This window comes from Arthrobacter sp. FX8, assembly GCF_026723805.1.
Taxonomy (GTDB): Bacteria; Actinomycetota; Actinomycetes; order Actinomycetales; family Micrococcaceae; genus Arthrobacter.
In genome coordinates, this window is record NZ_CP113505.1 from 3,760,030 (window position 1) to 3,785,270 (window position 25,241).

General features: G+C 66.1%; 18 protein-coding genes and 6 pseudogenes. 8 read left to right on the plus strand and 16 right to left on the minus strand.

Features of this window, described 5'->3' with window-relative positions:
* Positions 1–151: 151 nt before the first annotated feature.
* The 5 genes and pseudogenes from OUO20_RS17600 to OUO20_RS17620 form a co-directional block, all read right to left on the minus strand.
* A pseudogene (locus OUO20_RS17600) lies at positions 152–1,947 on the minus strand (amidase).
* Positions 1,944–3,047: an agmatine deiminase family protein gene (locus tag OUO20_RS17605; protein ID WP_056389620.1), complete on the minus strand. Its 1,104-nt coding sequence runs from the start codon at positions 3,045–3,047 to the stop codon at positions 1,944–1,946. Before OUO20_RS17605 ends, OUO20_RS17600 begins: the two are co-directional and overlap by 4 nt.
* A 47-nt stretch (positions 3,048–3,094) precedes the next feature.
* Positions 3,095–3,805: an alpha/beta fold hydrolase gene (locus OUO20_RS17610; RefSeq protein WP_134164838.1), complete on the minus strand. Its 711-nt coding sequence runs from the start codon at positions 3,803–3,805 to the stop codon at positions 3,095–3,097.
* Positions 3,806–3,849: 44 nt separating this feature from the next.
* Positions 3,850–5,030: pseudogene (gene rsgA / locus OUO20_RS17615) on the minus strand (ribosome small subunit-dependent GTPase A).
* A gap of 263 nt (positions 5,031–5,293) precedes the next feature.
* On the minus strand, positions 5,294–5,530 hold the full coding sequence (locus OUO20_RS17620; protein WP_268002253.1) for a zinc-ribbon domain-containing protein: 237 nt from the start codon (positions 5,528–5,530) through the stop codon (positions 5,294–5,296).
* A 147-nt stretch (positions 5,531–5,677) separates the two neighbouring features.
* Here OUO20_RS17620 and OUO20_RS17625 point away from each other — a divergent pair.
* Positions 5,678–6,828, plus strand: a pseudogene (locus OUO20_RS17625) (diguanylate cyclase).
* A gap of 38 nt (positions 6,829–6,866) precedes the next feature.
* Here OUO20_RS17625 and OUO20_RS17630 read toward each other — a convergent pair.
* From OUO20_RS17630 to OUO20_RS17660, 7 genes and pseudogenes are all read right to left on the minus strand, one after another.
* Positions 6,867–7,982, minus strand: coding sequence for a Gfo/Idh/MocA family protein (locus tag OUO20_RS17630; RefSeq protein WP_018770395.1), 1,116 nt, complete (start codon positions 7,980–7,982; stop codon positions 6,867–6,869).
* Positions 7,967–8,665, minus strand: a complete 699-nt coding sequence (locus OUO20_RS17635; RefSeq protein ID WP_268002254.1) for a ThuA domain-containing protein — start codon at positions 8,663–8,665, stop codon at positions 7,967–7,969. Before OUO20_RS17635 ends, OUO20_RS17630 begins: the two co-directional genes overlap by 16 nt.
* 50 nt (positions 8,666–8,715) lie before the next feature.
* On the minus strand, positions 8,716–9,720 hold the full coding sequence (locus OUO20_RS17640; RefSeq protein ID WP_268002255.1) for a sugar phosphate isomerase/epimerase family protein: 1,005 nt from the start codon (positions 9,718–9,720) through the stop codon (positions 8,716–8,718).
* A gap of 35 nt (positions 9,721–9,755) precedes the next feature.
* Positions 9,756–10,945 (minus strand): annotated as a pseudogene (locus OUO20_RS17645) (Gfo/Idh/MocA family protein).
* Between the two features lie 13 nt (positions 10,946–10,958).
* Positions 10,959–11,864 (minus strand): carbohydrate ABC transporter permease, encoded by a 906-nt coding sequence (locus OUO20_RS17650; RefSeq protein ID WP_056389602.1) that lies wholly within the window; start codon positions 11,862–11,864, stop codon positions 10,959–10,961.
* Between the two features lies 1 nt (position 11,865).
* Entirely contained in the window at positions 11,866–12,801 is a 936-nt protein-coding gene (locus OUO20_RS17655; protein ID WP_018770390.1) for a carbohydrate ABC transporter permease, read from the minus strand.
* A complete protein-coding gene (locus tag OUO20_RS17660) occupies positions 12,798–13,994 on the minus strand; it encodes an extracellular solute-binding protein (RefSeq protein WP_268002256.1) in 1,197 nt (398 codons plus the stop codon). Before OUO20_RS17660 ends, OUO20_RS17655 begins: the two co-directional genes overlap by 4 nt.
* Positions 13,995–14,360: 366 nt before the next feature.
* On the opposite strand from OUO20_RS17660, the gene OUO20_RS17665 reads away from it, so the two are divergent.
* Together OUO20_RS17665 and OUO20_RS17670 are read left to right on the plus strand one after the other, a co-directional pair.
* On the plus strand, positions 14,361–15,404 hold the full coding sequence (locus tag OUO20_RS17665; RefSeq protein WP_018770388.1) for a LacI family DNA-binding transcriptional regulator: 1,044 nt from the start codon (positions 14,361–14,363) through the stop codon (positions 15,402–15,404).
* A 9-nt stretch (positions 15,405–15,413) separates the two neighbouring features.
* A complete protein-coding gene (locus OUO20_RS17670; protein ID WP_268002257.1) occupies positions 15,414–16,601 on the plus strand; it encodes a mandelate racemase/muconate lactonizing enzyme family protein in 1,188 nt (395 codons plus the stop codon).
* Positions 16,602–16,675: 74 nt separating this feature from the next.
* Here OUO20_RS17670 and OUO20_RS17675 read toward each other — a convergent pair.
* From OUO20_RS17675 to OUO20_RS17685, 3 genes and pseudogenes are all read right to left on the minus strand, one after another.
* A pseudogene (locus OUO20_RS17675) lies at positions 16,676–16,889 on the minus strand (phosphogluconate dehydrogenase C-terminal domain-containing protein); the annotation flags it as partial.
* A gap of 63 nt (positions 16,890–16,952) precedes the next feature.
* Positions 16,953–17,267, minus strand: coding sequence for a hypothetical protein (locus OUO20_RS17680; RefSeq protein ID WP_268002258.1), 315 nt, complete (start codon positions 17,265–17,267; stop codon positions 16,953–16,955).
* A gap of 81 nt (positions 17,268–17,348) precedes the next feature.
* A pseudogene (locus tag OUO20_RS17685) lies at positions 17,349–18,454 on the minus strand (LacI family DNA-binding transcriptional regulator).
* Positions 18,455–18,627: 173 nt separating this feature from the next.
* Here OUO20_RS17685 and OUO20_RS17690 point away from each other — a divergent pair.
* The 5 genes from OUO20_RS17690 to OUO20_RS17710 all read left to right on the plus strand — a co-directional run bounded on the left by OUO20_RS17690 (position 18,628) and on the right by OUO20_RS17710 (position 23,406).
* Positions 18,628–19,485: an ABC transporter substrate-binding protein gene (locus tag OUO20_RS17690; protein WP_018770383.1), complete on the plus strand. Its 858-nt coding sequence runs from the start codon at positions 18,628–18,630 to the stop codon at positions 19,483–19,485.
* Between the two features lie 108 nt (positions 19,486–19,593).
* Entirely contained in the window at positions 19,594–20,382 is a 789-nt protein-coding gene (locus tag OUO20_RS17695) for an amino acid ABC transporter permease (protein ID WP_018770382.1), read from the plus strand.
* Positions 20,379–21,161 (plus strand): amino acid ABC transporter ATP-binding protein, encoded by a 783-nt coding sequence (locus OUO20_RS17700; RefSeq protein WP_018770381.1) that lies wholly within the window; start codon positions 20,379–20,381, stop codon positions 21,159–21,161. The genes OUO20_RS17695 and OUO20_RS17700 overlap by 4 nt, the downstream gene beginning before the upstream one ends.
* The gene (locus OUO20_RS17705; RefSeq protein WP_018770380.1) at positions 21,161–22,204 is read left to right on the plus strand and encodes a Gfo/Idh/MocA family protein; all 1,044 of its coding nucleotides are present in this window, start codon (positions 21,161–21,163) and stop codon (positions 22,202–22,204) included. Before OUO20_RS17700 ends, OUO20_RS17705 begins: the two co-directional genes overlap by 1 nt.
* A gap of 80 nt (positions 22,205–22,284) precedes the next feature.
* Positions 22,285–23,406 (plus strand): NAD(P)/FAD-dependent oxidoreductase, encoded by a 1,122-nt coding sequence (locus tag OUO20_RS17710; protein WP_018770379.1) that lies wholly within the window; start codon positions 22,285–22,287, stop codon positions 23,404–23,406.
* Positions 23,407–23,488: 82 nt separating this feature from the next.
* On the opposite strand, the gene OUO20_RS17715 is transcribed toward OUO20_RS17710, so the two are convergent.
* Complete coding sequence (locus OUO20_RS17715) at positions 23,489–24,988, minus strand: SulP family inorganic anion transporter (RefSeq protein WP_026265943.1); 1,500 nt, start codon at positions 24,986–24,988, stop codon at positions 23,489–23,491.
* Between the last annotated feature and the right edge of the window lie 253 nt (positions 24,989–25,241).

Genomic DNA, 25,241 nt, shown 5'->3' on the forward strand with positions numbered 1-25,241 from the left:
CGGGACGGAGGGGAACCCATGGTGGGGTTCCCCTCCGTGGCACGCGGAATCACCGTTCCTGCCGGGAATGACGGGAACTGCGGACGGCTGGACATCATAGGCAATGAAGGAGAATCACTGCGTCCAGAATATCCGCATCGGGCGGGAATGGTCAGTCGCTGTTCGTGTTTACCGTGCCCTTTCCTGAGGCTTTTCCTGTGGGCGTGGTGCGCGGCGGTGGAACGCGGCGGCTCCCGGTGGCTTCGAAGGCCGCGGCCAGCCGCAGCACGTGGGTGTCACTGTAGGCGCGGCCGGCGATGGTGAGGCCAACGGGCATCGCGATATCCGCAGCGATGCCCATCGGAACCGTGACAGTGGGGATGCCGAGGTGGCGGGGTACCAGGTTTCCATTGGCCACCCAGACGCCATTGCGCCAGGCGATGTCCGCCGAGCGTTCATTGGTATCCGCGTCGGCAGGTGCCACGTCGGCCGCCGCCGGGAACACCACGGCATCCAGTCCCAGCCGGTCCATCCATTCCTCCAGGTCCACCCGGCGGGTTTCCTCAAGTCCCGCCAGGCCTTCGGGCAGGTGCGGAATGTCGGCCAGGACGGGAACCCCGTTGTCGCGGATCCAGGAAGGATAGTCGGCGATGTCGTCGTCGAACCCGTCGTAGCGGTCCGGCAGCGCGCCCTGGGGGCGGGGAAGATCGCGGAACCGTCGACGTCGGCAAGGCGGTTCAGCCGCGGGTCGCCGTTGGCGTCGAGGAAGTCATGCCACGCCCAGGCCGACAGGTCCACGATCTCCCGCCGCAGATACTCCGGCGACACCAGTCCGCGGGTGGCGATGGTGGGCGAACCGGGCCGGTCGCCCTCATAGTTGGACACCACGGGGAAGTCCACTTCCACCAGTTCCGCGCCCGCGGCTTCCAGAGCACGCCGCGCCGCGTTCCAGAGGTCCAGGATGGACCCGCGCGTCTCGATCCGTTGCCCCGTGGGACCGCCGATGCCAGGTGCTTCGGCCATACCGGCGGCGGGATCGGCATTGATGTACATCCGGGGGATGCCAAGCCTTTGTCCCGCAAGCACGCCCGCGGCCGCCGAAGCGTCCCGGACCGCGAGGCCAACGTACGACGGCGGGCGGACGGCGGATGCCTTGGGCAGCGGGATCCACGGCTGGACGCGCCAGAAATCCCCGCGGGCCTCGGCGTCATCCGCCACCACCACATCCAGGACCTCCAGCAGGTCCGCCATGGTGCGGGTGTGCGGCACCACCACGTCCATGGTGGGTACCAGGGGCCAGTTGCCACGTACGGAGATGATGCCGCGCGAGGGTGTGTAGGCGCACAGGGCATTGTTCGACGCCGGTGCCCGCCCCGAGGACCAGGTTTCCTCGGCGAGGCCGAATGCCGCGAAGCTGGCGGCCGTGGCGGTACCGGAGCCGTTGGATGATCCGGAGGCGAAGGCGGCGGTGAGGTATTCCGCGTTGTAGGGGCTCTCTGCCCGGCCATATACGCCGCGCTGCATACCTCCGTTGGCCATGGGCGGCATGTTGGTGAGCCCGATCAGGACCGCCCCGCCTGCCCGCAGCCGTTCGATGGTGAAGGCATCCCGCTGTGCCACCAGGTCCTTGAAGGCCGGTGAGCCCGCGGCTACGGTAAGCCCCTTTACCTGGTAGCTGTCCTTAGCCGTGTAGGGGATACCGTCGAGGGGTCCCAGGGTGAAGCCGGCAGCGCGGCGCCGGTCTGACGCCTGTGCTTCGGCAACTGCATCCGGGTTCATCACGACGAGCGCGTTGAGGCGTATGCCGTGCGAATCATACTTCTCGATGCGGTCAAGGTAGAGACGGACCAGTTCCTCGCTGGTGACCTGGCCGGAGTCGAGGGCGGCGCGCAGCTGTGCGATGCCGGCCTCCACGACGTCGAACGTCTGCCCCACCGGCAGCGGAACCTGCGTTTCGGCGAGCTTCACAGTGTGCCTCCATCCTTGGCAGCCGGCTGCTGCTGCGTGATGCAGTGGATGCCGCCGCCGAAAGCGAAGATGTCCCTGGCATCCACCAGTTCCACGGTCCTGCCCGGATACGCGCGTTCCAGGATCCCCGCGGCGATGGTGTCGTTGGGATCGTCAAAGCTGCACAGCACCACCACGTCGTTGCCGACGTAGTGGTTGATGTAGGACCAATCCACCCAGCCATCAGCATCGCGCAACACCGTGGGTGCCGGGACGTCGATAATGCGCAGCGGCCGGCCCTTGGCATCCAGCTGGCCCGCGAGGACGGCCTTCAGCTGCAGGTAGACGGCATGGTCGGGGTGGGCGGGATCGTCCTGGCGGTGCAGCAGGATGGTGCCGGCGCCGGCGAAGGCTGCCACGATGTCCACGTGTCCCCGGGTGCCGAATTCGTCGTAATCCCGGGTCAGTCCGCGTGGAAGCCAGATTGCTTTGGTGGTGCCCAGGGCGGCGTGGACTTCTGCTTCAACCGATTCCTTGGTGGCGCCGGGATTGCGGCGGGGATCCAATTGGACCGTTTCGGTGAGCAGGACGGTCCCTTCGCCGTCCACATGGAACCCGCCGCCCTCATTCACCAAGGGGCTCGGCCAGACGGGAACTCCGGTGCCTATTGCAACAGTCCGGGCAACGTCCTGGTCCTTGGCCCACGCCGCCCACTCCTGGGCCCCCCATCCATTGAAGATCCAGTCGACGGCTGCCAGTGCGCCGTTGGGCTGGTGCACGAACGTGGGGCCGCTGTCCCGCAGCCAGGCGTCATCGAGCGGGACCTCCACGACGTCGATGCCGCTGCCGAGCCATTCCCGTGCGGCCGTGGCGTCCCTGGGGTCAGCCACCACCGTCACGGGCTCGTGCCGGGCGATTGTCTGGGCCACCGTGGTCCAGGCGGCCCGGGCCCGGTCAAGGGTGGGGCTGCCGATGGGGCCGAAGGTGTCGTTGGGTGGTGGAAACGCCATCCATGTGCGCTGGTGGGCCTCCCACTCTGCGGGCATGTGGCCTGCGGCGCCGGTGGATACGTGGTCAGGGGCGGCGCTGTCCCGGACTGCGGTCGAATAAATGAATGCCATTCATTTATTATGGGGACCGTACTGGCAGCGCGCAAGAGTATTTCGTTTCAGTCCCTGCCTGTCCGGTCCACCGCCGACAGGATGGCCTGGGCCAGTTGGTCCGGTTTGGTGAACTGCGGCCAGTGCCCGGTGGGCAGGTCGATGAATTCCACGTCCCGCACCTTGGCCAGCTCCGCCACGAAGGGATGGTTTGCCGCGATCCACTCCCGGAGCATGGCCGAGGGGAACCCGCACGAGATGACGGTGGCGGGAACGTCGTAGCGGCGCCCGTCATGCAGGCGCTGCCTGCCGTACGCCACGCCGCGGGGTTCGGGAACGGCGCGGGCGCGGAATGACCGGCGCAGCCGGTCGTTGAGGTCCACCAGTTCGGCGTCGTCAAAACTCTGCCAGGGCGGCAGCGGGACATCGTCCCCGTGGGCAGGCAACTGGTCGTTGATGACGCTGCCGTCAGCCAGCGGCCCGCTGTCCACGTAGATGGCGCGTTCCACCCTGTCCGGCCGCGCATCCACTACCCCGTGAATGATTGCCCCGCCGCCGGAGTGGCCCACCAGGACCACCCTGCCCGGCAGCCCGTCCAGGACCTCCACCACCGCATTGATATGGTCCTGCAGGCTGATGCCTGCGCGGCTGGCATCCACCGAGTCCTTGCCGGGAAGCGTGAGGGGATGGGGGCGGTGCCCGGCTGCTTCCAGGGCAGGTGTTACCCCCTCCCATGACGAGGCGTCCAACCAGAAACCGGGTACCAGGATGATGTCCATGACCGAACCCTACTCCCCACCCATGACACGGAATAGGCGTTCTCCTACCGCTTGCGCTTCCGGTCCTTGTCTCCGTTCCGGCTTCCGCGTTCGGAGGCCTCGCGCTCAGCCCAGCGTTGCGACTTCCCCGCCGAAACCACCTTCTGGTGCCACTCCCGGTGGTAGGCGCGCTGGGCGGCGACATCGGAGCGGCGCGCCAGCGCCGCCAGTTCCCGCTGCATCTTCAGATACGAGTTCCAGCGGCGCGCGGCCAGGACGCCGGTGTCGATTGCTTCGCGGACGGCGCAGCCAGGCTCGCTCCCGTGTGAGCAGTCAGCGAACCGGCAGCCGGCAGCCAGTTCCTCGACGTCGCCGAACATCCCGTCCAGGCCGTCCCCGGCATCGAACAGGCCAAATCCGCGCACGCCGGGAGTGTCCATCAGCACCGTCCCGTTGGACAGCGGGACCAGCTCGCGGACGGTGGTGGTGTGCTTGCCCTTGAAGTCTCCGGACCGCACTTCGGCGGTCTGCTGGACGTCGCGGCCCACCAGGGCATTGATCAAGGTGGATTTGCCGGCACCGGACGGTCCCAGCAGCACGATGGTTCCGCCCGGCGGAATCCGTGCCATCAGTTCGTCGATGCCGTCGCCGTTTTCGGCGGATGTGGTGACCACCTCCACGCCCGCCGCCTGAAGGATAACTTTTCCGACGACGTCGTCCGCCACCTCGGCCAGGTCCGCCTTGGTGATGATCACCAGGGGGTGGCGCCGGAATCCCATGCGGCGACGAGGGTGCGTTCCAACCGGTTGTGTGTGAGGGGCCGGTCCACGGGCACCACCACGCCCACGGTGTCCATGTTCGCGGCCAGGACCTGCGCGGCGGACGAATCCTCGAAGGCACGTTTGCGGCTGAGTTCCGAGCGGCGGGGGAGGACGGCCAGGATTTGCCGGTCGCCGCCCCGGTTGGGGCCGATCCAGACCCAGTCTCCGGTGACGGCCGGCTCGCCCGAGAGCGGGTAGGGCAGGTGGAGGAGACCGTCATGGACCGCAACGAGCAGCAGGGTGCGGTCCACGCGGACCACCCGGCCCCGTTCAGTTGCCGGCGGACAGGGATGCTGATCGAAATAGCCGGCAACGGCGGGCGTGTAGCCGTATGCGGAGGGGCCGGGCAGCGGACGAGTGCCAGCAGCGCTGTCTGTTTCTGTGGTGTTGGTGGTGTCCAGGGGGTTGCCTGAAGAAGTATGCACGGTGGTTCCTTGGGCTGTCCCCGGTGCAGTGCGGGTGGACGCGCAGCGTCAGGAACCGCGAAGGCAGCCGGGAGGGATGGTGGGTGTGATGGATGCGGGGCGCCCAGGGCGCGCGGCAACTGCAGTCATCAAAACCACCTCCATTCCCTTGTGCGGTTTCCCGTCCTCCTGCCGGAAGCGGCGGGGCGGGACCGTCTCCCACTTTAGCGGCCGCCAACGCCGGAGGCTAGAGGTTGGCATCTTCCGCAGGGGATTGCCGCGTGCTACCGCCGAAGTTCCTGCGCCCGCTTCTGCCGTCCGCTGATGGACGAAGCGTGGCCGCAGTTGGTGCAGGTGATCAGGTATTTCCGGGACACCGTGAGGACAGGGATGAAGAACAGCGTGAACTTGGTGGCCTGTTCGTCCAGGGCATGGTGGACGAAGGCGCCGCAGTGCTGGCAGGTTGCCGTCCGGCCCGGCAGGGCCTTGTGGACGGTCTTGAAGCCGAAAAGGAGGAGCATGGGCGGGCCTTTCATTGCCTGGGTGGTACCTGCCACCCTAGGCGAGTTTGACGGCTGTCCTTCAGGGGTACGGACGCTTCTGTACGGTGTGCGTGGATGCCATACTGTGCTGGGCAACATCGGGCCTTCTGGGGGGACTTCTGGCACATGGTTCTGGACACGGCGACCCTGCGCATCGCTTTCGGCCTCATGGCCCTGGTCCTGGTGGTTCTCTTCTACTTTTCCGCCTACCGGTTGACGCGTTCGCCATACAGCGCCTGGTGGTGCGGTGCCCTGCTGTTCTTCCTGGCCGGATCAGGCTGCTTCCTGTTTGACGGCACAGTGCATCAGGTGTGGGCCAACCCCTGGGAAACACCCTGCTGGTGCACGGCGGCGTTGCAGTGTGGGCCGGGGCGCGCTCCCTGCGGACCGTACCGCCTCCCAGGTGGGCCTTTACCGGCATTCCCTTGGTCACCCTGGTGGCCTCCCTGCTGGACCAACCCGCCACCAACACCTGGTCCGGCGGCACGGTGTTCCTCGCCGCCATGAGCCTGACCGTCGGATTGGCGTCCCGTGAGCTCTGGCGCCTTGAGCCCGGCTATTCGCGGGTCCGGATCCCCATGGCTGTGGCGGCCGGAGGGCTCAGTGTCTTCTACTTCTTCCGTTGGCTGGCGTTCCTGGTGGAGGGCCAGAACGGGCCTGTCTTCGTCACCGTTTTTGGGTCCGCCATCACCACCCTGGTGACCATGGTGCTGCTGGTGGTGGTGTCCTTCAGCATGGCGGCCCTGAGCACCGAACAGCAGACGCGTGCCCTGCGCGTGGTGGCCAGCCGCGACGACCTCACCGGGCTCCTGAACCGCAAGGCCTTCCTGGACCTGGCCACCGAGCAGTTGGCCGACCGCACCATCACCGGCGGCTCGGGAGCCCTGATCCTTGCCGACCTTGACCACTTCAAGACTGTCAACGACACCTATGGGCATGCCGCCGGCGACCTGGCGCTGCAGGCCTTCGCCGACGCCTGCGCTGCCACCGTGCGCTCCACAGATCTGACGGGGAGGTACGGCGGGGAAGAGTTCGTCATCCTGGTTCCCGGAGCAAGCGCCGAACGGGCCGAGACGATTGCCGAGGAGATCAGCAGGCGCATGGCCGGCGCGGACACGCCGGGCGGCATGGAGATGCCCACCGCGAGTTACGGCATTTCCACCTACGACGGCGTGACCTCCGATGTTGACCAACTTATCGCCGCAGCGGATGCCGCCCTGTACCGGGCCAAATCGCTGGGCCGGAACCGCGCCGCCCGCAGCGACGGGCTGCGGTAGCTTTACTGCCACAAAGCGGCACGGTTCCGGACCGCCGGCTACTGGGACTGGAGCGCGTCCGCCTGTTCGGCCAGGACGGTGAGGGCCACGCTTTCCGGCCGCTCCACCGTGCTCCGGATGCCGACCGTCATGCCGCTGCGTGCGGCTTTGAGGACGGATTCCATGACTTCCAGGACGTGGAAGGCAAGTGCGCCACCCGCCCTGGGCTCCTTGCCTTGCGGGGTGGCGGCAAGGTCCGCGATGCCGAACCCGCGTCCGGCGTCGACGTACCCTGCGGAGGCGGGAAGGGTCTCCCAGTCCTCGGCGCCGAGGGAGAACAGCTGGACGTCGCCGTCAAAGTGGTTCGGATCCGGCACCACCAGGGAACCGCGCTCGCCATGGATCTCGATGTTGGGCGACTTCGACTTCACGGCATCGAAGCTCATGAAGAGGGTGGACAGCGCACCGGAGGCGTGGACCAGGACGCCGGTCACGTGGGAGTCGATGGTGACCGGCACTTTCTCGCCCTGGCGCGGCCCCGAGCCGATGGTGCGCTCATTCCGGGTGTGGCTGGCCGCGCCCATCACGGAGACGACGGGACCCAGCAGGGTCACCAGGGCGGTCACGTAGTAGGGGCCCATGTCCAGCAGCGGGCCGCCGCCGGGCTGGTAGTAGAAGTCCGGGTTCGGGTGCCAGCGCTCGTGGCCTGGGGTCACCATGGTTGCCGACGCCGAGATGGGGGCGCCGACCAGCCCGTCGTCGATCGCCTTGCGGGCGGTCTGGATGCCGGTGCCCAGTACGGTGTCAGGAGCGCAGCCGACGGCGACGCCGGCCTCGCGTGCCGCGTCCAGCACCTGGCGCGCCTCCTCAGTCGTGGCAGCAAGGGGCTTCTCGCCGTAGACGCTCTTTCCGGCGGCGATGGCCTTCAGTGCCACCTCGGCGTGGGCGGCGGGGATGGTCAGGTTCAGGACAAGTTCGACGTCGTCCGCGGCGAGGAGTTCCTCCACGGAGATGGCGCGGACACCTTCGTAGCCATCCGCCACGGCCTGGGCACGTGCGGGGTCCAGGTCCGCCACGGCCACCAGGTCGATCTGGCTGAGTTTGCGGAAGTTCGCCAGGTACTGCGCGATGATGGCTCCGCAGCCAATGATTCCGACTTTCAACGGCTTGCCCACAGCAGGCCCCTTTCGATGATGGTGCGGACATTGGTGTCCTGGAGGATTTCGACCCGATGGCCGGGGGTGGCGACGAAGATGCGGCCCTTGCCCCACTGGCGGGTCCAGATGGCGGGGGAGGTCACTTCACGGTTCCATGGGTCCCATTCACGGACCTTCTGGGTGGTGGTGGCCAGGACATCGATGTAGTCGTCGGAGAGGACCCAGTACTGCTCGGTGACCAGGTCGAAGTCCTGGATGCCCCGGGTGATGGGGTGTTCGGCGGCCGCGGGCAGCATGTTGACGGTATAGGGCACGTAGTTGTCCGACTGCTCGCCGATGCACTCATCCGGGTGCTTGCCAGGGTGGCAGGCGAACTGGCCGCCGATCAGGTGCAGGTAGTCGGAGGTGTTCCGGTAGGAATCGGCGATTCCACCGTGCCAGCCGGCCAGGCCGGTGCCGTTCTCCACGGCGGCCCGCAGTCCGGCGAACTCGTCCTTTTCGATGGTGGACATGGTCATGCACTGCATGATGAGGTCCACACCGGCCATGTAGGCGGCGTCGGTGTAGACCTTGGGGGATTCCTCCACCCGGACGTCATAGCCGTTGTCTTTGAGATGGGGAATGAAGAGCTCGGTGGCCTCGTAGGGCTGGTGGCCGTCCCAGCCGCCGCGGACCACCAGTGCATTCTTTCGTTCTGTCATTGAATTTCCTTTGTTTGGCTACCGGCCTTGCGGGCCGGAAAGAGCAGGGGTCAGCGGCTGGCGAAGGCGGCGTCGAACGCGGCTGCGGGCGGGGCGATGCGGGCCAGTTCCTGGACCATGGCAAGGGCCTGCGGGGCGCCGATGAGGCGGTCCATTCCGGCATCCTCCCATTCGATGCTGGTGGGGCCGTCGTAGCCAATGGCATTCAGGGTCCGGAAGATCCGGTTCCACTGCACGTCACCGTGTCCTGCCGTGACGAAGTCCCAGCCCCGCCGGGGATCCGCCCAGGCGAGGTGCGAACCCAGGCGGCCGTTGCGGCCATCCAGCTGCCGGACGGATTCCTTTACATGCACATGGAAGATCTTGTCCGCGAAGTCCTGCAGGAACATCACGGGATCCAGGTCCTGCCAGATGAAGTGGGAGGGGTCGAAGTTCAGGCCAAAGTTCGCCCTGTGGCCAATAGCCTCAAGGGCCCGTTTCGCCGTCCAGTAGTCGTAGGCGATTTCAGACGGGTGGACCTCGAGTGCGAACCGGACACCTGCCTCGTCGAAGACGTCCAGGATGGGGTTCCACCGGTCCGCGAAGTCCTGGTAACCGGCGTCGACCATTGCCTGCGAGGCCGGCGGGAACATGGCGACGGCCTTCCAGATGGACGAACCGGTGAACCCCGTCACGGTCTTGACGCCAAGCCGTGCGGCCGCCCGCGCGGTGTCCTTCATGGCCTCCGCCGCCCGCCGGCGCACCCCTTCAGGCTCGCCATTGCCCCAGACTTCCGCGGACAGGATGCCCTGGTGGCGCTCATCGATAGGGTCATCGCAGACGGCCTGGCCCGTGAGGTGGTTGGCGATGGCGAAGACCTTGAGGTTGTTCTTCTCGAGGATGTCCAGCCGGCCCTGGAGGTAGTTGTCGTCCTCCGCAGCCCGGCGGGGGTCCAGGTGGTCGCCCCAGCAGGCGATTTCCAGCCCGTCAAAGCCCCACTCGCCGGCAAGCCGGGCCACTTCCTCGAAGGGCAGGTCGGCCCACTGGCCGGTGAACAGCGTGATTGGTCGTGTCATTGGGTGTTCCTTGGTTTCTTGAAGCTGTAGGTCGCTCAGACTTTTTGCCACTGGCTGGAATTCGCGGCGCTGGACTCCACTGCGGCGAGGACCCGCTGTACCTGCAAGGCGTCGGCGAACGACGGTTCCGGTTGGCGGCCCTCGCCGATGGCCGTGACAAGGTCCACCACCTGGTGGGTGAAACCGTGCTCGTACCCCAGGCCGTGGCCCGTGGGCCACCAATGCCCCACGTACGGGTGCTCGGGCTCGGTGACGAAAATCCGGCGGAAGCCGGCGTCCGGCGATTCGGCCGAATCGTAGAAGGACAGGACGTTCATGTCCTCGAAATCAAAGGCGAGGGAACCCTTGGTGCCGTTGACCTCCAGCCGCATGGCATTTTTCCGGCCAAGGGCGTAGCGCGTTGCCTCAAAGACGCCGATCGCGCCCGCGGAGGCGCCGCCGTCGAACTTTGCGCTGAAGATGGCCGCATCATCAACGGTGACGGTCCCGCGGGGGTGTCACTGCTGAGGTCGCCGTGGCCCCCAAGGCCCACCAGGTCGCCTGCCAGCGGACGTTCCCGGACAAACGTTTCCAGCATTGCCGACACCCCGCTGATGTTCTGCCCCGTGACCCACTGGGCGGCGTCGATGCTGTGTGCGCCGATGTCGCCCAGGGAGCCGGAACCGGATTTGTCCTTGTCCAGCCGCCAGGTCATGGGGGCGTTGGCGTCGGAGAGCCAGTCCTGCAGGTACTGGGCCCGGACGTGCCGGATGTCGCCAATCCGTCCTTGCTCCACGAACCGCTTGGCCAGTGCCAGTGCCGGGGTGCGGCGGTAGCTGAAGCCGCACATGGAGAAGACGCCATGCTTTGCGGCGGTCTCCGCTGCCAGTGTCATCCGCTCGGCTTCCTCCACGGAGTTGGCCAGCGGCTTTTCGCACAGCACGTGCTTTCCGGCCTCGAGGGCTGCGATGGCAATCTCTGCGTGGGTGTTGCCGGGCGTGCAGATGTCGATGAGGTCGATGTCGTCGCGCTCGATCAGGCGCCGCCAGTCGGTCTCCACCGACTCCCAGCCCAGCTTGTCAGCTGCCGCGCGGACGCCGTCGGCATTCCTGCCGGCGACCGCGGTGAGCTGTGGCTGCAGCGGCAGGTCGAAGAACCGTGGCGCGGTACGCCAGGCGTGGGAGTGGGCGGCACCCATGAAGGCGTAGCCCACCATGCCGACCCGCAGGGGTTTGGCGGTGGTCATGGACGTGTCCTTTCTACTTGCTGAAGCCGGCCGTCAGGCCTGCCAGCAGTTGGCGGCGGCCGATGACGTAAAGCACCAGGATGGGCAGCGTGCTGAGCATCACCGAGGCGAGAACGGCCGGGATATTGACGCTGAATTCACCCTGGAAGCTCCACAGGCCCAGGGGCAGGACGCGCAGGCTGGGGCTCTGGGTGAGGACCAGCGGGAGCAGGAACCCGTTCCAGACATGCAGGCCGTTGTAGATGGCAACGGTCACAATAGCCGGGCGGGTCAGGGGCAGGGCGAGCCGCCACATGGTCTGCCACTCGCTGCAGCCGTCCAGCCGCATGGACTCGAACAATTCGTTCGGGACGTCGCGGATGAAGTTGGACAGGATCAGCACCGTGAGGGGGATGGCAAAGGCAATGGACGGCAGCATCAGTGCCAGCAGGCTGTCGTACAGGTTGAGCCGGATGATCATCAGGTAGATCGGGATGATCGTCGCCTGGAGCGGGATGGCCAGCCCCATGAGGAACATGCCGTTGACCAGCTTGAGGAACCTTCCGCTGCCCCGGACGATCGCGAACGAGGCCATGAACGAGATCAGCACCGTGGGAATTACGGAACCGAGCGTGACGATGACGCTGTTCATGAAATATGTGGCGAAGTCTTTCTCAAGGACCAGTTGGTAGTTCTCCAGCGTGGGCGAGGTGGGGACGGCCAGGGGATTCTGGCCGAAGTATCCCGCCTGCGTCTTCAGGCTGGTGATCACCACGTAGTAGATCGGCAGGATGATAATGGCCAGCCAGATCCACCCACCGAGGCCGCCGGGGATGTTGAGCCGCCTCAGCCGTTGGCCGAGTCCCTGCTTGGGTGCGGCGGAACCGGCCGTGGTTCCGGTCCGGGCCTCCTGCGCATTGCTTTTCAGGACGGTACTCACCCTACAAACCTTCCAATTGGCTGCCTTGTTTGTCCTTGCCGCCAAGACGCTGGAGGAACAAGGCCAGTGCAAGGCCGATGATGACGAGAATGACGGCGATGACGCTGGCCGGGCCCATGAGGTTGGCCCGGAAGCCCCGCAGGTACATGTCCAGGGCCAGGATCCGCGTGGAGTTTCCCGGTCCGCCGCCCGTGAGGACGAAGATCAGGTCGAAGTAGGTCAGCGAACCCACCACCATCAGCGTGGAGGACGTGATGATGGTGTATTTCAGCTGGGGCAGGGTGATGTGGAAGAACTGCTTGATGGTTCCGGCACCGTCGATCTGCGCTGCCTCGTAAAGGGACTTCGGGATCTGCCGCACCCCGCCCTGGTAGATGAGGGTGTGGAACGGGACGAACTGCCAGGCGATGACGAAGATGACCAGGCCTACGGCCAGTTGGGGTACCCCCAGCCAGTCCTGTGCCAGGAAGGGCAGCCCCAGGCCGGTTGCCAGGCCGAAATTCGGGTCCAAAAGGGCCTTGAAGGCGATGGCGACGGCGGCTGAGGACAGCAGGAGGGGTAGGAAGTACAGGACGGCAAGGGCAGCCCGGTAGCGCTGGCTTCCCGCCGTGAAGACCCCCAGGAGCAGGCTGATGGGAGTCTGGACCAGCCACGAAACGATCATGATCAGGAAGGTCAGGCCCAGGGCGTTGTACAGTCCCGGATCCGCCAGCACAGAGAACCAGTTGTCCAGTCCAGCTGCCCCGATGGCACCGATTCCGTCCCAGCTGCTGAAGCTGAGGATGAGCACCCCGGCCAGCGGGATGACTGCGAACACCAGGAAGAAGAACAGTGCCGGCAGGGTCAACCACGCCAGGGCGGCCCTGCGCTGTTCGGTCTGCTTGGAATCTTTCGCCCTCGTGGCGGCCCGCGGGGCAGTGGAGACGGCGTTGCTCATTTCCCTAGGGTGCCGTTCATGTTCTCGGCGAACTGCTGCGGCGTGATCGACTTCAGGAACAGCTGGTCGATGTTGTTCAGCAGGGCCTCAGCTGCGGTGGGGCTCAGCGCCTGGTCCCAGGACTGCTGGAAGCTGGGTGCGTTCTTGGCCATGTCGTAGACGAAGTTCAGGAACTCCTTGTCCGGGGAGGTGTTCAGCTTGTCTTCGATGCCGTTAACAATCGGCACGGAGCCGGAGTTGATGTAGGCGTCGACCACGGTATCGGTCAGGATCCCGTCCTTGAAGAACTTCTTGGCGGATTCCTTTTCCTTGTCGCTGGCCTTGGAAGAGATTGACATGTACGCCGCGGGGTTTCCGACGCCGTTCTTCGGGTCGCCCTTGCCGCCGGCAACCGTGGGGAACGGGACGAAGCCCAGTTTTCCGTCCTGCACAAAGTTCTGGCCGGCCTTCTTCATGGCGCCATAGGTCCAGGAACCGTGCAGCATCATGGCTGCCTTGCCGGAGAACAGGAGGGCCTGGTCTGCCTGCGAGTCGGCAGTGATGGAGGAGAAGCCCTTGATGAAGCCGTCAGCAGAGACCAGCTCCTGGATCTTGGTGCCGGTCTCGATCACGGCCGGGTCCATCCAGGAATTGGGCTTGCCCTCGAAGATCGCCTTGAAGACGTCCGGCCCGCCGATGCGGTCCAGGAGGTATTCAAGCCACATCATGGAGGTCCAGCGCGACTGGCCGCCCAGGGAGAACGGGGCTATGCCCATGCCGTTGAAGGTCTTGACCAAGGACATGATGTCGTCCCAGGTCTTGGGCGGCTGGACGCCTGCCTTCTGGAACAGTTCCTTGTTGTAGAACAGCACGATCGGGGCGACGTACTGGTTGGGCAGGGCGTAGATCTTGCCGTTGACGGTGGCTGCACCGAACACGGACGGGAAGAACTTCTTCTTCAGGTCCGGATTCTGGTCGAACCAGCCGGTGAGGTCCTCAACCTGGTTGGCCTCGGCGTACGTCTTCAGGCCACCGCCGCCCCAGCCGTAGATGATCGTGGGTGCCTGGTTGGCGCCGATGGCGGTCTTGATCTTGGTCTTGTACGCGTCGTTCTGGAAATACGTAACAGTGATCTTGTCGGCGGAGTTTGCCGAGTTAAAGCATCCACGGCTTTCTGCATGGTGGTCTGGTTCGGCTCGCCGGACAGATACCACATGCTGGCGCCCCCGCCGCCGCTGGAGGCGCCGGGGCCGGACGTCCCGCAGGCTGTGGTTGCGGCAACGGCAAAGGGAGTGAGGGCAGCGAGGGCGAGGAAAGACCGCCGGGAGGACTGGGGTTGCTTCATTGCTTCTCCATTGTGAATTTGCGTCGGGGTACGGGGCGTCAGCTCCGCCGTTCGTTCGAAACATTTCGAACGGTGATATAAGTCACGCTGTAAACTAAAGCCCTAATTATCAGCCGCGTCAAGGGATCGTAGAGGATCTTTTCTGTCTGCACTCTAGGTCCCGGTGCTCTTGACCGGAGAAGGCCCCACTCTGCACAATGAAAGCGTTTCCCCACTTTCGAAAGATTGCGAACCGATGACGAGCAAATTGCAGGAGCGGACCAAACCCACGCTCGCTACCGTGGCCAGGCAGGCAGGGGTTTCGGCGCCTACGGTGTCCAAAGTGGTGAACGGGCGTGAGGATGTGGCCCCCGAAACCAGGGCCCGGATCCTTGCCGCACTGGAGCAGGCGGGCTACCAGTCGCCTGTCCAGCGCCGGGCGGCCGCCGAAAGCGGGACCGTGGTGGAAGTAGTGATCGACGTGCTCGACTCCGCATACACCATCCAGGTCCTCAACGGCATCCTGCAGTTCGCTGCCGCCGCCGACGTCGAAATCCTGGTCAGCGTGACCGGCCAGTCCACCCCCGCCCGCCACACCCCCGAGCGCCGGGCGCAGCGGATGCTCGAAGAGGGCAGGGCCGGGATGATCGTGGTGACCTCGGCCTTCAGCGAGGCGCAACTGCACGCGTTCAGGCGCCGCCACATCCCCGTCGTCGTCATCGACCCGCTTAACCCGCCCTCCGCCGACGTCGTCAGCGTTGGGGCCACCAACTGGGCCGGCGGCAAAGCTGCCACCGAGCACCTGCTGGGACTGGGACACCGCCGCATTGCCTACATCGGCGGCATAGAGGGCGCTGAATGCAACCAGGCGCGGCTGCACGGATACATGGCAGCCCTGATGGCACAAGGGATCAAGGTGGACCCCCAGTACGTTGTTTCCGGCGGCCGGTTCCGGACGGAGAGTGGGGTCAATGGATTCAAAGAGCTGCTGAAGCTTGACCCGCGCCCCACGGCGATCTTCGCCGGAAGCGACACCATTGCCCTGGGCGTCCTCAGCGAAGCGCGGCGCCACGGAATCAGGGTTCCCGAGGACATCAGCCTCATCGGGTTCGACGGCACCAACCAGGGTGAGCAGTCCGTTCCATCGTTGAGTTCCGTGGCCCAGCCCCTGGAGGAGATGGGGCGTGCGGCCCTAAGGTCGCTGCTGCGGCAGGTGCAAGGCGAAGTCCTCGATTCCCACCGAGTGGAACTGGCAACCCAGGTAATCGTGCGGGAATCCACCGCCCCTCCCGCGGACTGAAAGACAACCATGAAAATCACCCATCTCGACACCGTGGTCGTGGACTTCTACCGGACGAACCTCATCTTCGTCCGGCTTACAACTGACGAGGGGCTCACCGGCATCGCCGAGGCGACCCTCGAAGGGCAGGAACATGCTGTCCTCGGGGCGGTGGCTGTCCTTGCCGAAGCCGTCAGGGGCAAGGACCCCACGCGGATTACCCAGACCATTTATGAGCTCAACCGCGACGCCTACTGGCGCGGCGGTCCGGTATCCATGACAGCCCTGAGCGCCCTTGAGATGGCGATGTGGGATGTTTCGGCGCGGGCATTGGGCGTCCCGGTCCACCGGATGCTGGGGGGACAGGTCCGCGACCGGGTCCGCGCCTACGCCAACGGCTGGTTTTCCGGGGCCATCACTCCGGAGGATTTCGCCGAGGCCGCTGTACGGACGGTCGGCCAAGGCTTCCGCGGCCTAAAGTGGGACCCTTTCGAGGCCGCGGACCTTTTCCTGGAACCGCGGGACCTGGGGCGCATGCTTGAACCTGTTGAGGCAGTGCGGGCGGCAGTGGGCGACGACGTTGAACTGTTCATAGAAGGCCATGGCCGCTTTGATGTCCCCACAGCCATCCGGGTGGCCCGCGAACTTGAACGGTTCCAGCCGGTGTTTTTCGAGGAACCGTGCCCGCCGGACGGGATCGACGCCCTCGTGGAGGTGCGCAGCAAGTCCCCTGTTCCCATTGCCGCGGGGGAGAGGTGGATGGGCCGGAACACCTTCATTCCCGCCCTGGCCCGCAACGCCGTGGATTACATCCAGCCGGACGTCACGCACGCCGGCGGGCTGCTGGAACTGTCGTTCATTTCCACTCTGGCGGCAGCCCATTATGTGCCGTTCGCACCGCACAACCCCAGTGGACCGCTCAGCACTGCGGCAACCCTGCAGCTCGGTGCCACACTGCCGAATTTCCGGTACCTGGAGATCATGGCCACGGACGTGCCGTGGCGCAGCGACATCTCCAGTGAGCGCCTTCAGCTGACGGCAGACGGCGATGTCATGATCCCCGAAGGCGCTGGGCTGGGCATCGACCTCGACTATGACGCGATCGCGGAGCATCCTTTCACGCCGCATCCCATGCGGATCTTCAGCGACGTGGTGGCCGATATCCGGCCGCCGGACGCCCGGTCCTACTTCAACCTCGAAGGCGCCGGCGTCCGCTGACGCGTCGGACAACGAAAAAACGGCGGCGTCCGCCCGGCCTAATAACCGGACGGAGGCCGCCGCTGCGGGTGTGCCTAGCGCTTGACCGCCTCGAGCTTGAGCATCTTGGCGATAACGCCGTCGAGTTCGGAGTCGTCGAAGATCTTCTTCCAGTCGTCCTTGATGATGGTGTCCTTGCCGTACCAGGGTTGGCTCCAGGATGGCGAGCTGCTTGACGGTGACCCAGTGCACGTCGATGACGGGAGCGTAGATGGTGCGGATGACGGCCTCGGCAGAGTCACGGGAGGCGCCGGACTTCAGGTTGTTACGCTTGGGAGGTGTCCGTAGAATCTGCCGCCTCGACGGCCAAGATCAGTGCCGCCCTGGGCTCCCTGGGGCGCCTTGGAAATCCTGGGCATCGTGGTGGTCCGTCCCGGCTCCGGCACCTATCTTCGGGACGGCGTCTCCGAACTCCTGCCCCGGACCCTCAGTTGGGGACTGATGCTCGGTGCGCCGCGGACGCGTGAACTCGTTGAGCTGCGCAGCGGACTGGAAGTCCAGGCTGCCCAGCTGGCCGCGGAGCGCATAACGGAAGAGGCGCTTGGCCGCATGCGCGGCAACCTGGCTGCGCTGAAGGAACACACGAAGATCTATGAGGCTCTGGCGGCGCGATGCGGAGGCCGTCACGGCCACCATGCGATCGCATATGCAGACCGCGTCCCGGCGCCTGCTGGCCGGTTTCGACGCCTCGCAGTAGGTTCCCGCGTATCAGTTGAGCGAGGCCGCCAGCTTTTCCCGCTGTGGATCGTCGCCCGTCCGGCGCGGGCCCACTGAACCGCGGCGCACCAGGGTGGCCGTGAACTGCGCCGGAGCGGCGGGCGGCAGCCCCTCCATCTGGCGGATCAGTGCCTTGGCTGCCGCCACGCCCATGTTGTAGACCGGCTGGGCGATGACCGTCAGGGGCGGCGTGGTGAGCCTGGTCCATGCGAAGTCGTCGTACATCAGGAACGACACATCGGCCGGAATGGACAGGCCCAATTCCTGGATCGCTTCCACCACGCTGAGGGCAATCAGGCCGTCCGAAGCGACCACTGCCGTGGCCTGGTCCGGGCCCCGGAGCACTTCGCGGGTGATGCTGCGGATCGAGTCGGCATCGCCGGCATTCAACCTGACCAGGTCTTCCGGGAAGGGCAGCCCCGCCGCAAGGAAAGCGTCCCGCATCCCCTCGATGCGGTCCGCAATCTGGGAGGACTCCAGGGTCATGCCCGGCGTGTAGGGGGTGTCCGTCCGCAGTGTGGAGATGAAGGCGATACGCCGGTGCCCTGCCTCGAGCAAATACTGCGTAGCTTCCTGGAAATCCGCACCATGTCCACGGCCATGGTCTCCACCTTGAGGTCGCCGGCGGTGCGGTCGATGAACACCAGGGGGCGTCCGGACCGGTGCACCTCCTGCAGGTGTTCGGTGTCCACTGATGATGCCGGGGCGACGATGAGGCCGTCCACCCGCTTGTCCAGCAACACCCGCACCGCGTCCACTTCCGCCGCCCGGTCCTCGTCGGTGTTGACCAGGATGACGTTGTACCCGGCCTTCTTGGCAGTGTCCGTGATGCCCCGGGTAGCAAGGCCGAAATGCGGGTTTTCGATGTCACCCACCACCACGCCGATGGTGTGCGATTTTCCGGTGTTCATGCTGCGGGCCAGCTCGTTGGGACGGTAGGAAAGCGCCTCGGCAGCGGCGAGGACGCGCTCGCGGACGTCGTCGCTGACCGCGCCGTAATTGCCCAGTGCGCGGGCGGCCTGTGCCTTGGAGACCTGCGCAGCTTTTGCGACGTCGGCAACGGTTACGTCCCGCCGTCGTGCTCCATCACCGTTCATCTTCACCTTTCGACGGGGTTGTTGACGCCCCATGTGACATCGGCTACATTTCTATCAATCGATGTGAGTCCGGTCTCAATCCTAAGCTGTGAGACCGGACTCAACAAGCGCATCGACGACTTTCTTCGGCGGCCCTGACAGCACCGCCTTCCCACCAACGATTGGACAACGCTGTGAAGAAAAAGAATCTCCGACCTGCCGGATTTGCCGCGGCAGCCCTGGCCGCGGTCCTGGCGCTCTCCGGCTGCAGCTCCACCTCCGCCGCCTCCACCACAGAGAACAACCCCTACGGACTGATCCAGCCAGGCACCATCCGGGTGGCAAGCCTGGGTGACTCAAAGCCGTACACCTTCGCCGATGCCTCCGGAAACTTCACCGGCTTCGACGTGGAACTCTTCAAGGACGTGGCCCACCGGGCCGGTGTGGACAACGTGGTCTTCACCGGGCAGGACTTCTCGGGGCTCCTTGCCGCAGTGGCAAACGGACAGTTCGACGCCGGCGTCGCAGCCATCGGCATCACCGACAAGCGCAAGGAAACCGTGGACTTCTCGGACGGTTACCTGGCCGGCTACCTCACGGTCATCACCACCAAGACCTCCGGCATCACCAGCGCGGACGGGCTGGCCGGCAAACGCCTGGGCGTGGTCCAGGGAACCCTGCAGGAAGCCTATGCGGTGAAGAACTTCACCTCGGCCAGCCTGGTCCGCTTCCCTGACAACAACACCGCCATCGCCGCCGTGAACAGCGGAACGGTGGACGCGCATTTCCTGGATTACGAGGCCGCCAAGGCTTACGAGGAGCAGCACGGCCTGGTCAGCGCCGCGGACATCCCGTCCTTCGACGCCCCGGCCGGGTTCGCAGTGGCCAAGGGCAAGACGGCCTTCAAGGAAGCCCTGAACAAGGGCCTGGCCGCAGCCATGGAGGACGGCACCTGGAAGAAGCTCTACCAGAAGTGGTTCCCGGGCTCACCGATGCCCGAGCAGTACCTGCCCAAGGCCGAGCAGACCGCATCACCCTCGCCAAGCAAGTAGCCCCAAGCATTATTTGCCGGGCTGTCAGGCCTTAGGGCCACCTGGCCGGGCGGGCCGCCGTACGCGGCCTGCCCGGCACCTCCCCTTCATCTACGTCTGAGAGCAATCATGGACTGGCTCAACACCATCATCCGTACCTTCTTCGACTTCGGCGCTATGGCCGAGGTCCTGCCCCAACTCCTGGCGGTCGGCCTGCTGAACACGCTGATCATTTCCATTGCCGCCACCGTCCTTGGCACGGTGCTGGGAATGGTGGTGGCCGTCATGGGCATCTCACCATCCAAGTGGCTGCGGGTCCCGGCCAGGATCTACACGGACCTTTTCCGTGGCCTGCCCGCCATCCTCACCATCCTGCTGATCGGCCAGGGCTTTGCCCGCCTGAGCCAGTCGATCTTCGGCCCGTCACCCTACCCGCTGGGCATCATCGCGCTGAGCCTGATCGCCAGCGCCTACATCGGGGAGATCTTCCGCGCCGGGATCCTCAGCGTGGACAAGGGCCAGGGCGAGGCCTGCCGTGCCCTGGGCATGAGCTACGCCAAATCCATGGCCCTGGTGGTGGTACCCCAGGGCGTCCGCCGGGTCCTCCCGGCCCTGGTGAACCAGTTCATCGCCATCGTCAAGGACTCCTCCCTGGTGTACTTCCTGGGCCTGCTGGTCACCGAACGCGAACTCTTCCGCGTGGGCCAGGACGCCGCCGTGCTGTCCGGGAACCTTTCACCCCTGGTGGCCGCCGGACTCCTCTACCTGGTGATTACCGTCCCGCTGACGCACCTGGTGAACCACTTCGACAACAAGTTCCGCACCGGCCGCCGCCGCGCCGCACCACCCACCAGCGGCCTGAAGGAAGTCAAGGAACTCGACGCGGCCTCGCCGCTCACAGCCGGGAGCAACACATGAACACCCCCACCCCCACCACCATGAATGCGGCCACCTCGGAGGAACAGTCGTTCCGCGGCTCAAGCCTGGAACTGCGCAACCTCACCATGGCCTACGGCGACATCGAGGTACTGCGCAACGTCAGCCTCACCGTGGCGCCGGGCACCACCACCTGCATCATTGGCCCCTCAGGATCCGGAAAATCCACCCTGCTGCGCGGCGTCAACCGGCTGCACGAACCCAAGAGCGGGAACGTCCTGCTCGCTGGCGACAGCACCCTGACCGTCAACCCGGACACACTCCGCACCCGCATCGGCATGGTGTTCCAGCATTTCAACCTCTTCCCGGACCACACCGCCGAGGAAAACGTGGCCCTGGCCCTCTGGAGCGTCAAAGGCATGCCCAAGGCCCAGGCCATGGAACGCGCCCGCCAACGGCTCGCCGAGGTTGGCCTCGCCGAACGCGCCGACCACCGCCCCCGTGACCTCTCCGGCGGCCAGCAGCAACGCGTCGCCATCGCGCGGGCCCTGGCCATGGAACCCGAAGTGATGCTCTTCGACGAGGCCACCAGCGCCCTGGACCCCGAACTGGTCAAGGGCGTCCTGAACCTCATGGCCGGCCTGGGCCGCCGGGGCATGACCATGCTCGTCGTCACCCACGAAATGGGCTTCGCCCGGAAAGTGGCAGACCAGGTGGTCTTCATGGATGAAGGCGAAGTAGTGGAGGCCGGGACACCCGCCCAACTCTTCGACAATCCCCGCAGCGAACGCCTCCAGCGCTTCCTTTCCGAGGTGCTCTGATGGGTGCGGTTGCAGCGGCACCCATCCGGACCGCCGTCGTCGGTTTTGGAATCTCCGGCAAGGTCTTCCACGCGCCCCTGGTGGCGGCCAACCCGGACTTCTCGCTGGACGTCATCGTCACTGCCCAGCCGGAACGTGCGGCGGAGGCGGCACGGCTGTATCCGCAGGCACGGATTGCCGGCACCCCGGAGGAGCTGTTCGCCCTGGCCGCGGACCTGGACCTGGTCATCCTGGGCACCCCGCCGCACACGCACTACGGGCTGGCCGCGACAGCCATCGCCCACGGCCTGCATGTGGTGGTGGACAAGCCTTTCGTCCCCACGTCCGACTTGGGCGGGGAGCTGATCAGCAGGGCGGCCGACGGCGGGGTGCAGCTAACGGTGTTCCAGAACCGCCGGTGGGATGCAGACTTCCTCACCCTGCAGAAGGTGCTGGCGTCCGGAGACCTTGGCGGGGTCACCAGCTTCGAATCGCGGTTCGAATGGTGGCGGCCCGAAGGCTTCGGAAACTGGCGGGACACCGTGTCCCTGTCCGAGGGCGGCGGCATCCTGCACGACCTCGGCGCGCACCTGATCGACCAGGCCATCCACCTATTCGGCCCGGTGGAACGGAGCTACGGCGAGACGGCCAACCGCGGTCCGCATCCGGACGCGGCGGATACGGAAGCGTTCGTGTCGTTGCTGCACGCCTCCGGCGTCCGCACGCGGCTCTGGATGAACGGCATGGCCGCCCAGGCCGGGCCGCGGTTCCACGTCCTGGGTTCCCGCGCCGGCTACACCAAGTGGGGCCTGGACGGACAGGAACCTGCCCTCGCTGCCGGGACGCCGCCGTCGGACCCCGCCTATGGTGTGGAACCCCAGGAGCGTTGGGGGCTCCTGGGCGTGGACGGGGCAACGGCGGCCGTCCCCGCCGAACGCGGCGCCTACCCGCAGTTCTACGTCCAGCTGGCCGCCGCCCTGCACGGGAACGGGCCGCTGCCGGTGGATCCCGCCGAACCGCTTGAGGTGCTGAAGGTGATCGAGGGCATCCACGCCCTGACCTGACGCCACACCCAATTTCCCCTGCTTTCCCTGACGCGTCGTCAGCGTCTTCCGCAACCACGAATTTCACAGAAAGGGACACGATGTCCTCTCTTCCAGCCACCAAGCGCGTTGCCGTCATCGGCGGCGGCATCCTCGGGGTCTCCACCGCGGTCCACCTGCTCCGCGAAGGAGCGTCGGTGATCCTGCTGACCGAGCGCGGCCTCGCCAGCGAAGCCAGCGGCCGCTCGCTGTCCTGGCTCAACTCCGCCGGCGAACGGTCCACCCCGTATCACCAGCTGCGGGTGGCCGGCGTGGACCGCTACCGCACCCTCTTCGCCTCGGACCCCAGCCGCGACTGGCTGCAGTTTGGCGGCGGCCTGATGTGGAACGCCGCGGGGCAGGGCGAGGCCACCGCGGCCCGGCACGCCTACGAAAAGTCCATCGGCTACGACTCCCGGCTTCTCGCCCCCAGCGGTATCGCAGCCACCACCCCCGGCATCGATGCGGACGCCGTGCCGGAGAATGCCATCTTCAATCCCGGCGAGGGCTGGGTGAGCCTGCCGGACCTGATCGACTTCCTCATGGAGGAGTTCCACGCCCGCGGCGGCGAACTGGTCCTGAACGCGGGAAAAGCCTCCGTCATGGTGGAAGGCGGCCGCACCTCCGGCGTGGAGACAGCGTCGGGCGGGACATACCCGGCCGACGCCGTGCTGGTGGCCTGCGGCGCGGCGACGCCCGCCGTCGTCCAACCCTTGGGAGTGCACATCCCCAACGGCTCTCCCGTGTCCATGCTGGTGGTGACCAAGCAGGTGCAGCACGACGTGGCCGCGGTGATGAACACCCCGCGCGCAGCCTTGCGGCCCAACCCGGGCGGGACGTTTGCCCTGGACCACGACTGGTACGAGGAACACATTACCGAGCACGCGGACGGCTCCTTCAGCATCCCCGATGAGGTGGTCCAGGAACTGGCCGATGAGGCATCGAAGCTTGTTGCCGGCAATCCGGAACTCAAGCCCGCCTCCTGGAAGATGGGCTATAAGCCCATTCCCGGGGACGGCGAACCCGTCCTGGGCGAACTGGGCCAGGTGCCCGGATGCTTCGTTGCCTTCACGCACTCCGGCGCCACGCTGGGACTCATTGCCGGTGAGCTCCTGGCCGGGGAAATCCTGACCGGCAGGAAGCACCCCATGCTGGCCACCTTCCGGCCGGGACGCTTCTCCTAAGCCGGGCTGCAAAGGGGCGGGGCCGTGCGGATTGCGGCTCCGCCCTTGCCTGTGCCGTCCGGACTGGATGCCGTCCGGCGTGTCAGGCGCCCAAATGACCGGTGAGCCGGCGGTGGAATCCGGTGCTGCGCTCATCGAGGCCTTCGATCCTCACCGTGGCCCCGTGGTCCGCGTATTTCGTTTCAATGGAGTCGAGGGCGGCCACCGTCGAGGCGTCCCAGATCTGTGCACGGCTGAGGTCGATGGACACCAGGCCCGGATCGTCCGCGTAGGCGAAGTGTTCCACCAGGTCGTTGCTGCTCCCGAAAAACAGCGGGCCCACCACCTGGTAGCGGACACTCTCCCCGTCGCCGGCCAGGGTCCTCTCAACAGTGATCACATGCGCCACCCGGCGGGCGAACAGGACCATGGCCAGGATGACGCCGACGAGGACGCCGTAGGCCAGGTTCCCCGTCAGGACCACGACGGCGACAGTAACAGCCATGACCAGTGTCTCCGGTATGGGCATCCGCTTCAGGGTGGACGGTTTGACGCTGTGCCAGTCCACCGTGGTGACGGCAACCACCATCATGACCGCGGCGAGGGCCACCATGGGAATCTGCCCCATGATCGAGCTGAGCCCGGTCACCAGGGCCAGCAGGAACAGTCCGGCCACGAACGTCGAAATGCGGGTGCGGGCCTGGCCGGTCTTCACATTGAGGACGGTCTGCCCGATCATGGCGCAGCCGGCAATGCCGCCGTAGAAACCGGCGAGGATGTTCGATACGCCCAGCCCCCAGGACTCGCGTCCCTTATGGGACGGGGTGCCGGTGATGTCATCGACGAGTTTCGCTGTGAGGAGGGTTTCCATGAGGCCGACGAACGCCACGCTCAGTGCCGTGGGCAGGACCAGCTGGAAGGTGGCAAGGTCAAGCGGGAAAAGGAACGGGGTGATCCCCGGCAGCTTGCCCGTAAGGGGACCTTCGTCCGCGACGCTTGGAACGGCCACGCCGGCGATGATGACGATTGCCGTGACGGCCACGATGGCAACCAGCGGCGACGGAACCACCTTGGTGAAGCGCGGAAGGACGAAAATGATCGCGAACGTCAGGGCGAACAGGACGTAGGCGGGCCAGGGGACATTGAGGACATGGGGCACCTGCGCCATGAAGATCAGCACGCCCAGGGCGTTGACGAATCCGATCATCACCGATCTGGGGATGAAGCGCATCAGCCGGGCAAGGCCGGCCAGGCCAAAGACCACCTGGATCACGCCGGCGAGCAGCACGGCGGGCAGGACGTACTGGACACCGTGCTGGTGCACCAGCGGGGCGATCACCAGGGCGACGGAACCGGCTGCGGCGGTAACGACGCCGGGCCGGCCGCCAAGGACCGACATCGCCAGGGCCAGCACGATGGAGGCGACCAGGCTCACCATGGGATCCACCCCGGCCACGATCGAGAAGGATATGACCTCGGGGACCAGGGCCAGGGTGGTGACTATGCCGGCCAGGACCTCGCGGGAGAGCTGCCGCGGGGAGCGCACGGCGGTCAGGACAGTGGTCGGTTGCCGGACGGGGCGGGGGCGGGCGGTGACGGCCAAGGAGCGGCTCCAGGGGACATGGCTCTCCTGGGAGAGCGGGTGTGCAACGTTTCTGCGCGCCACGGTGCGCACGGGTCCAGCCCGGCCATGGAAGACAATGGGGTGGGAAGGGAATGCGCCGGTGGCTTTCGGCTGCATAGGCAACACTACCCGCCAGGGTTTATGGAGGGGCAGCCAACCGCGATACGCAGTTCCGCAGCCGTTGCCAAACTGTGGCGCTTCCGCCCGGCCCGGCCCCGGGCGGAAGTAAGCT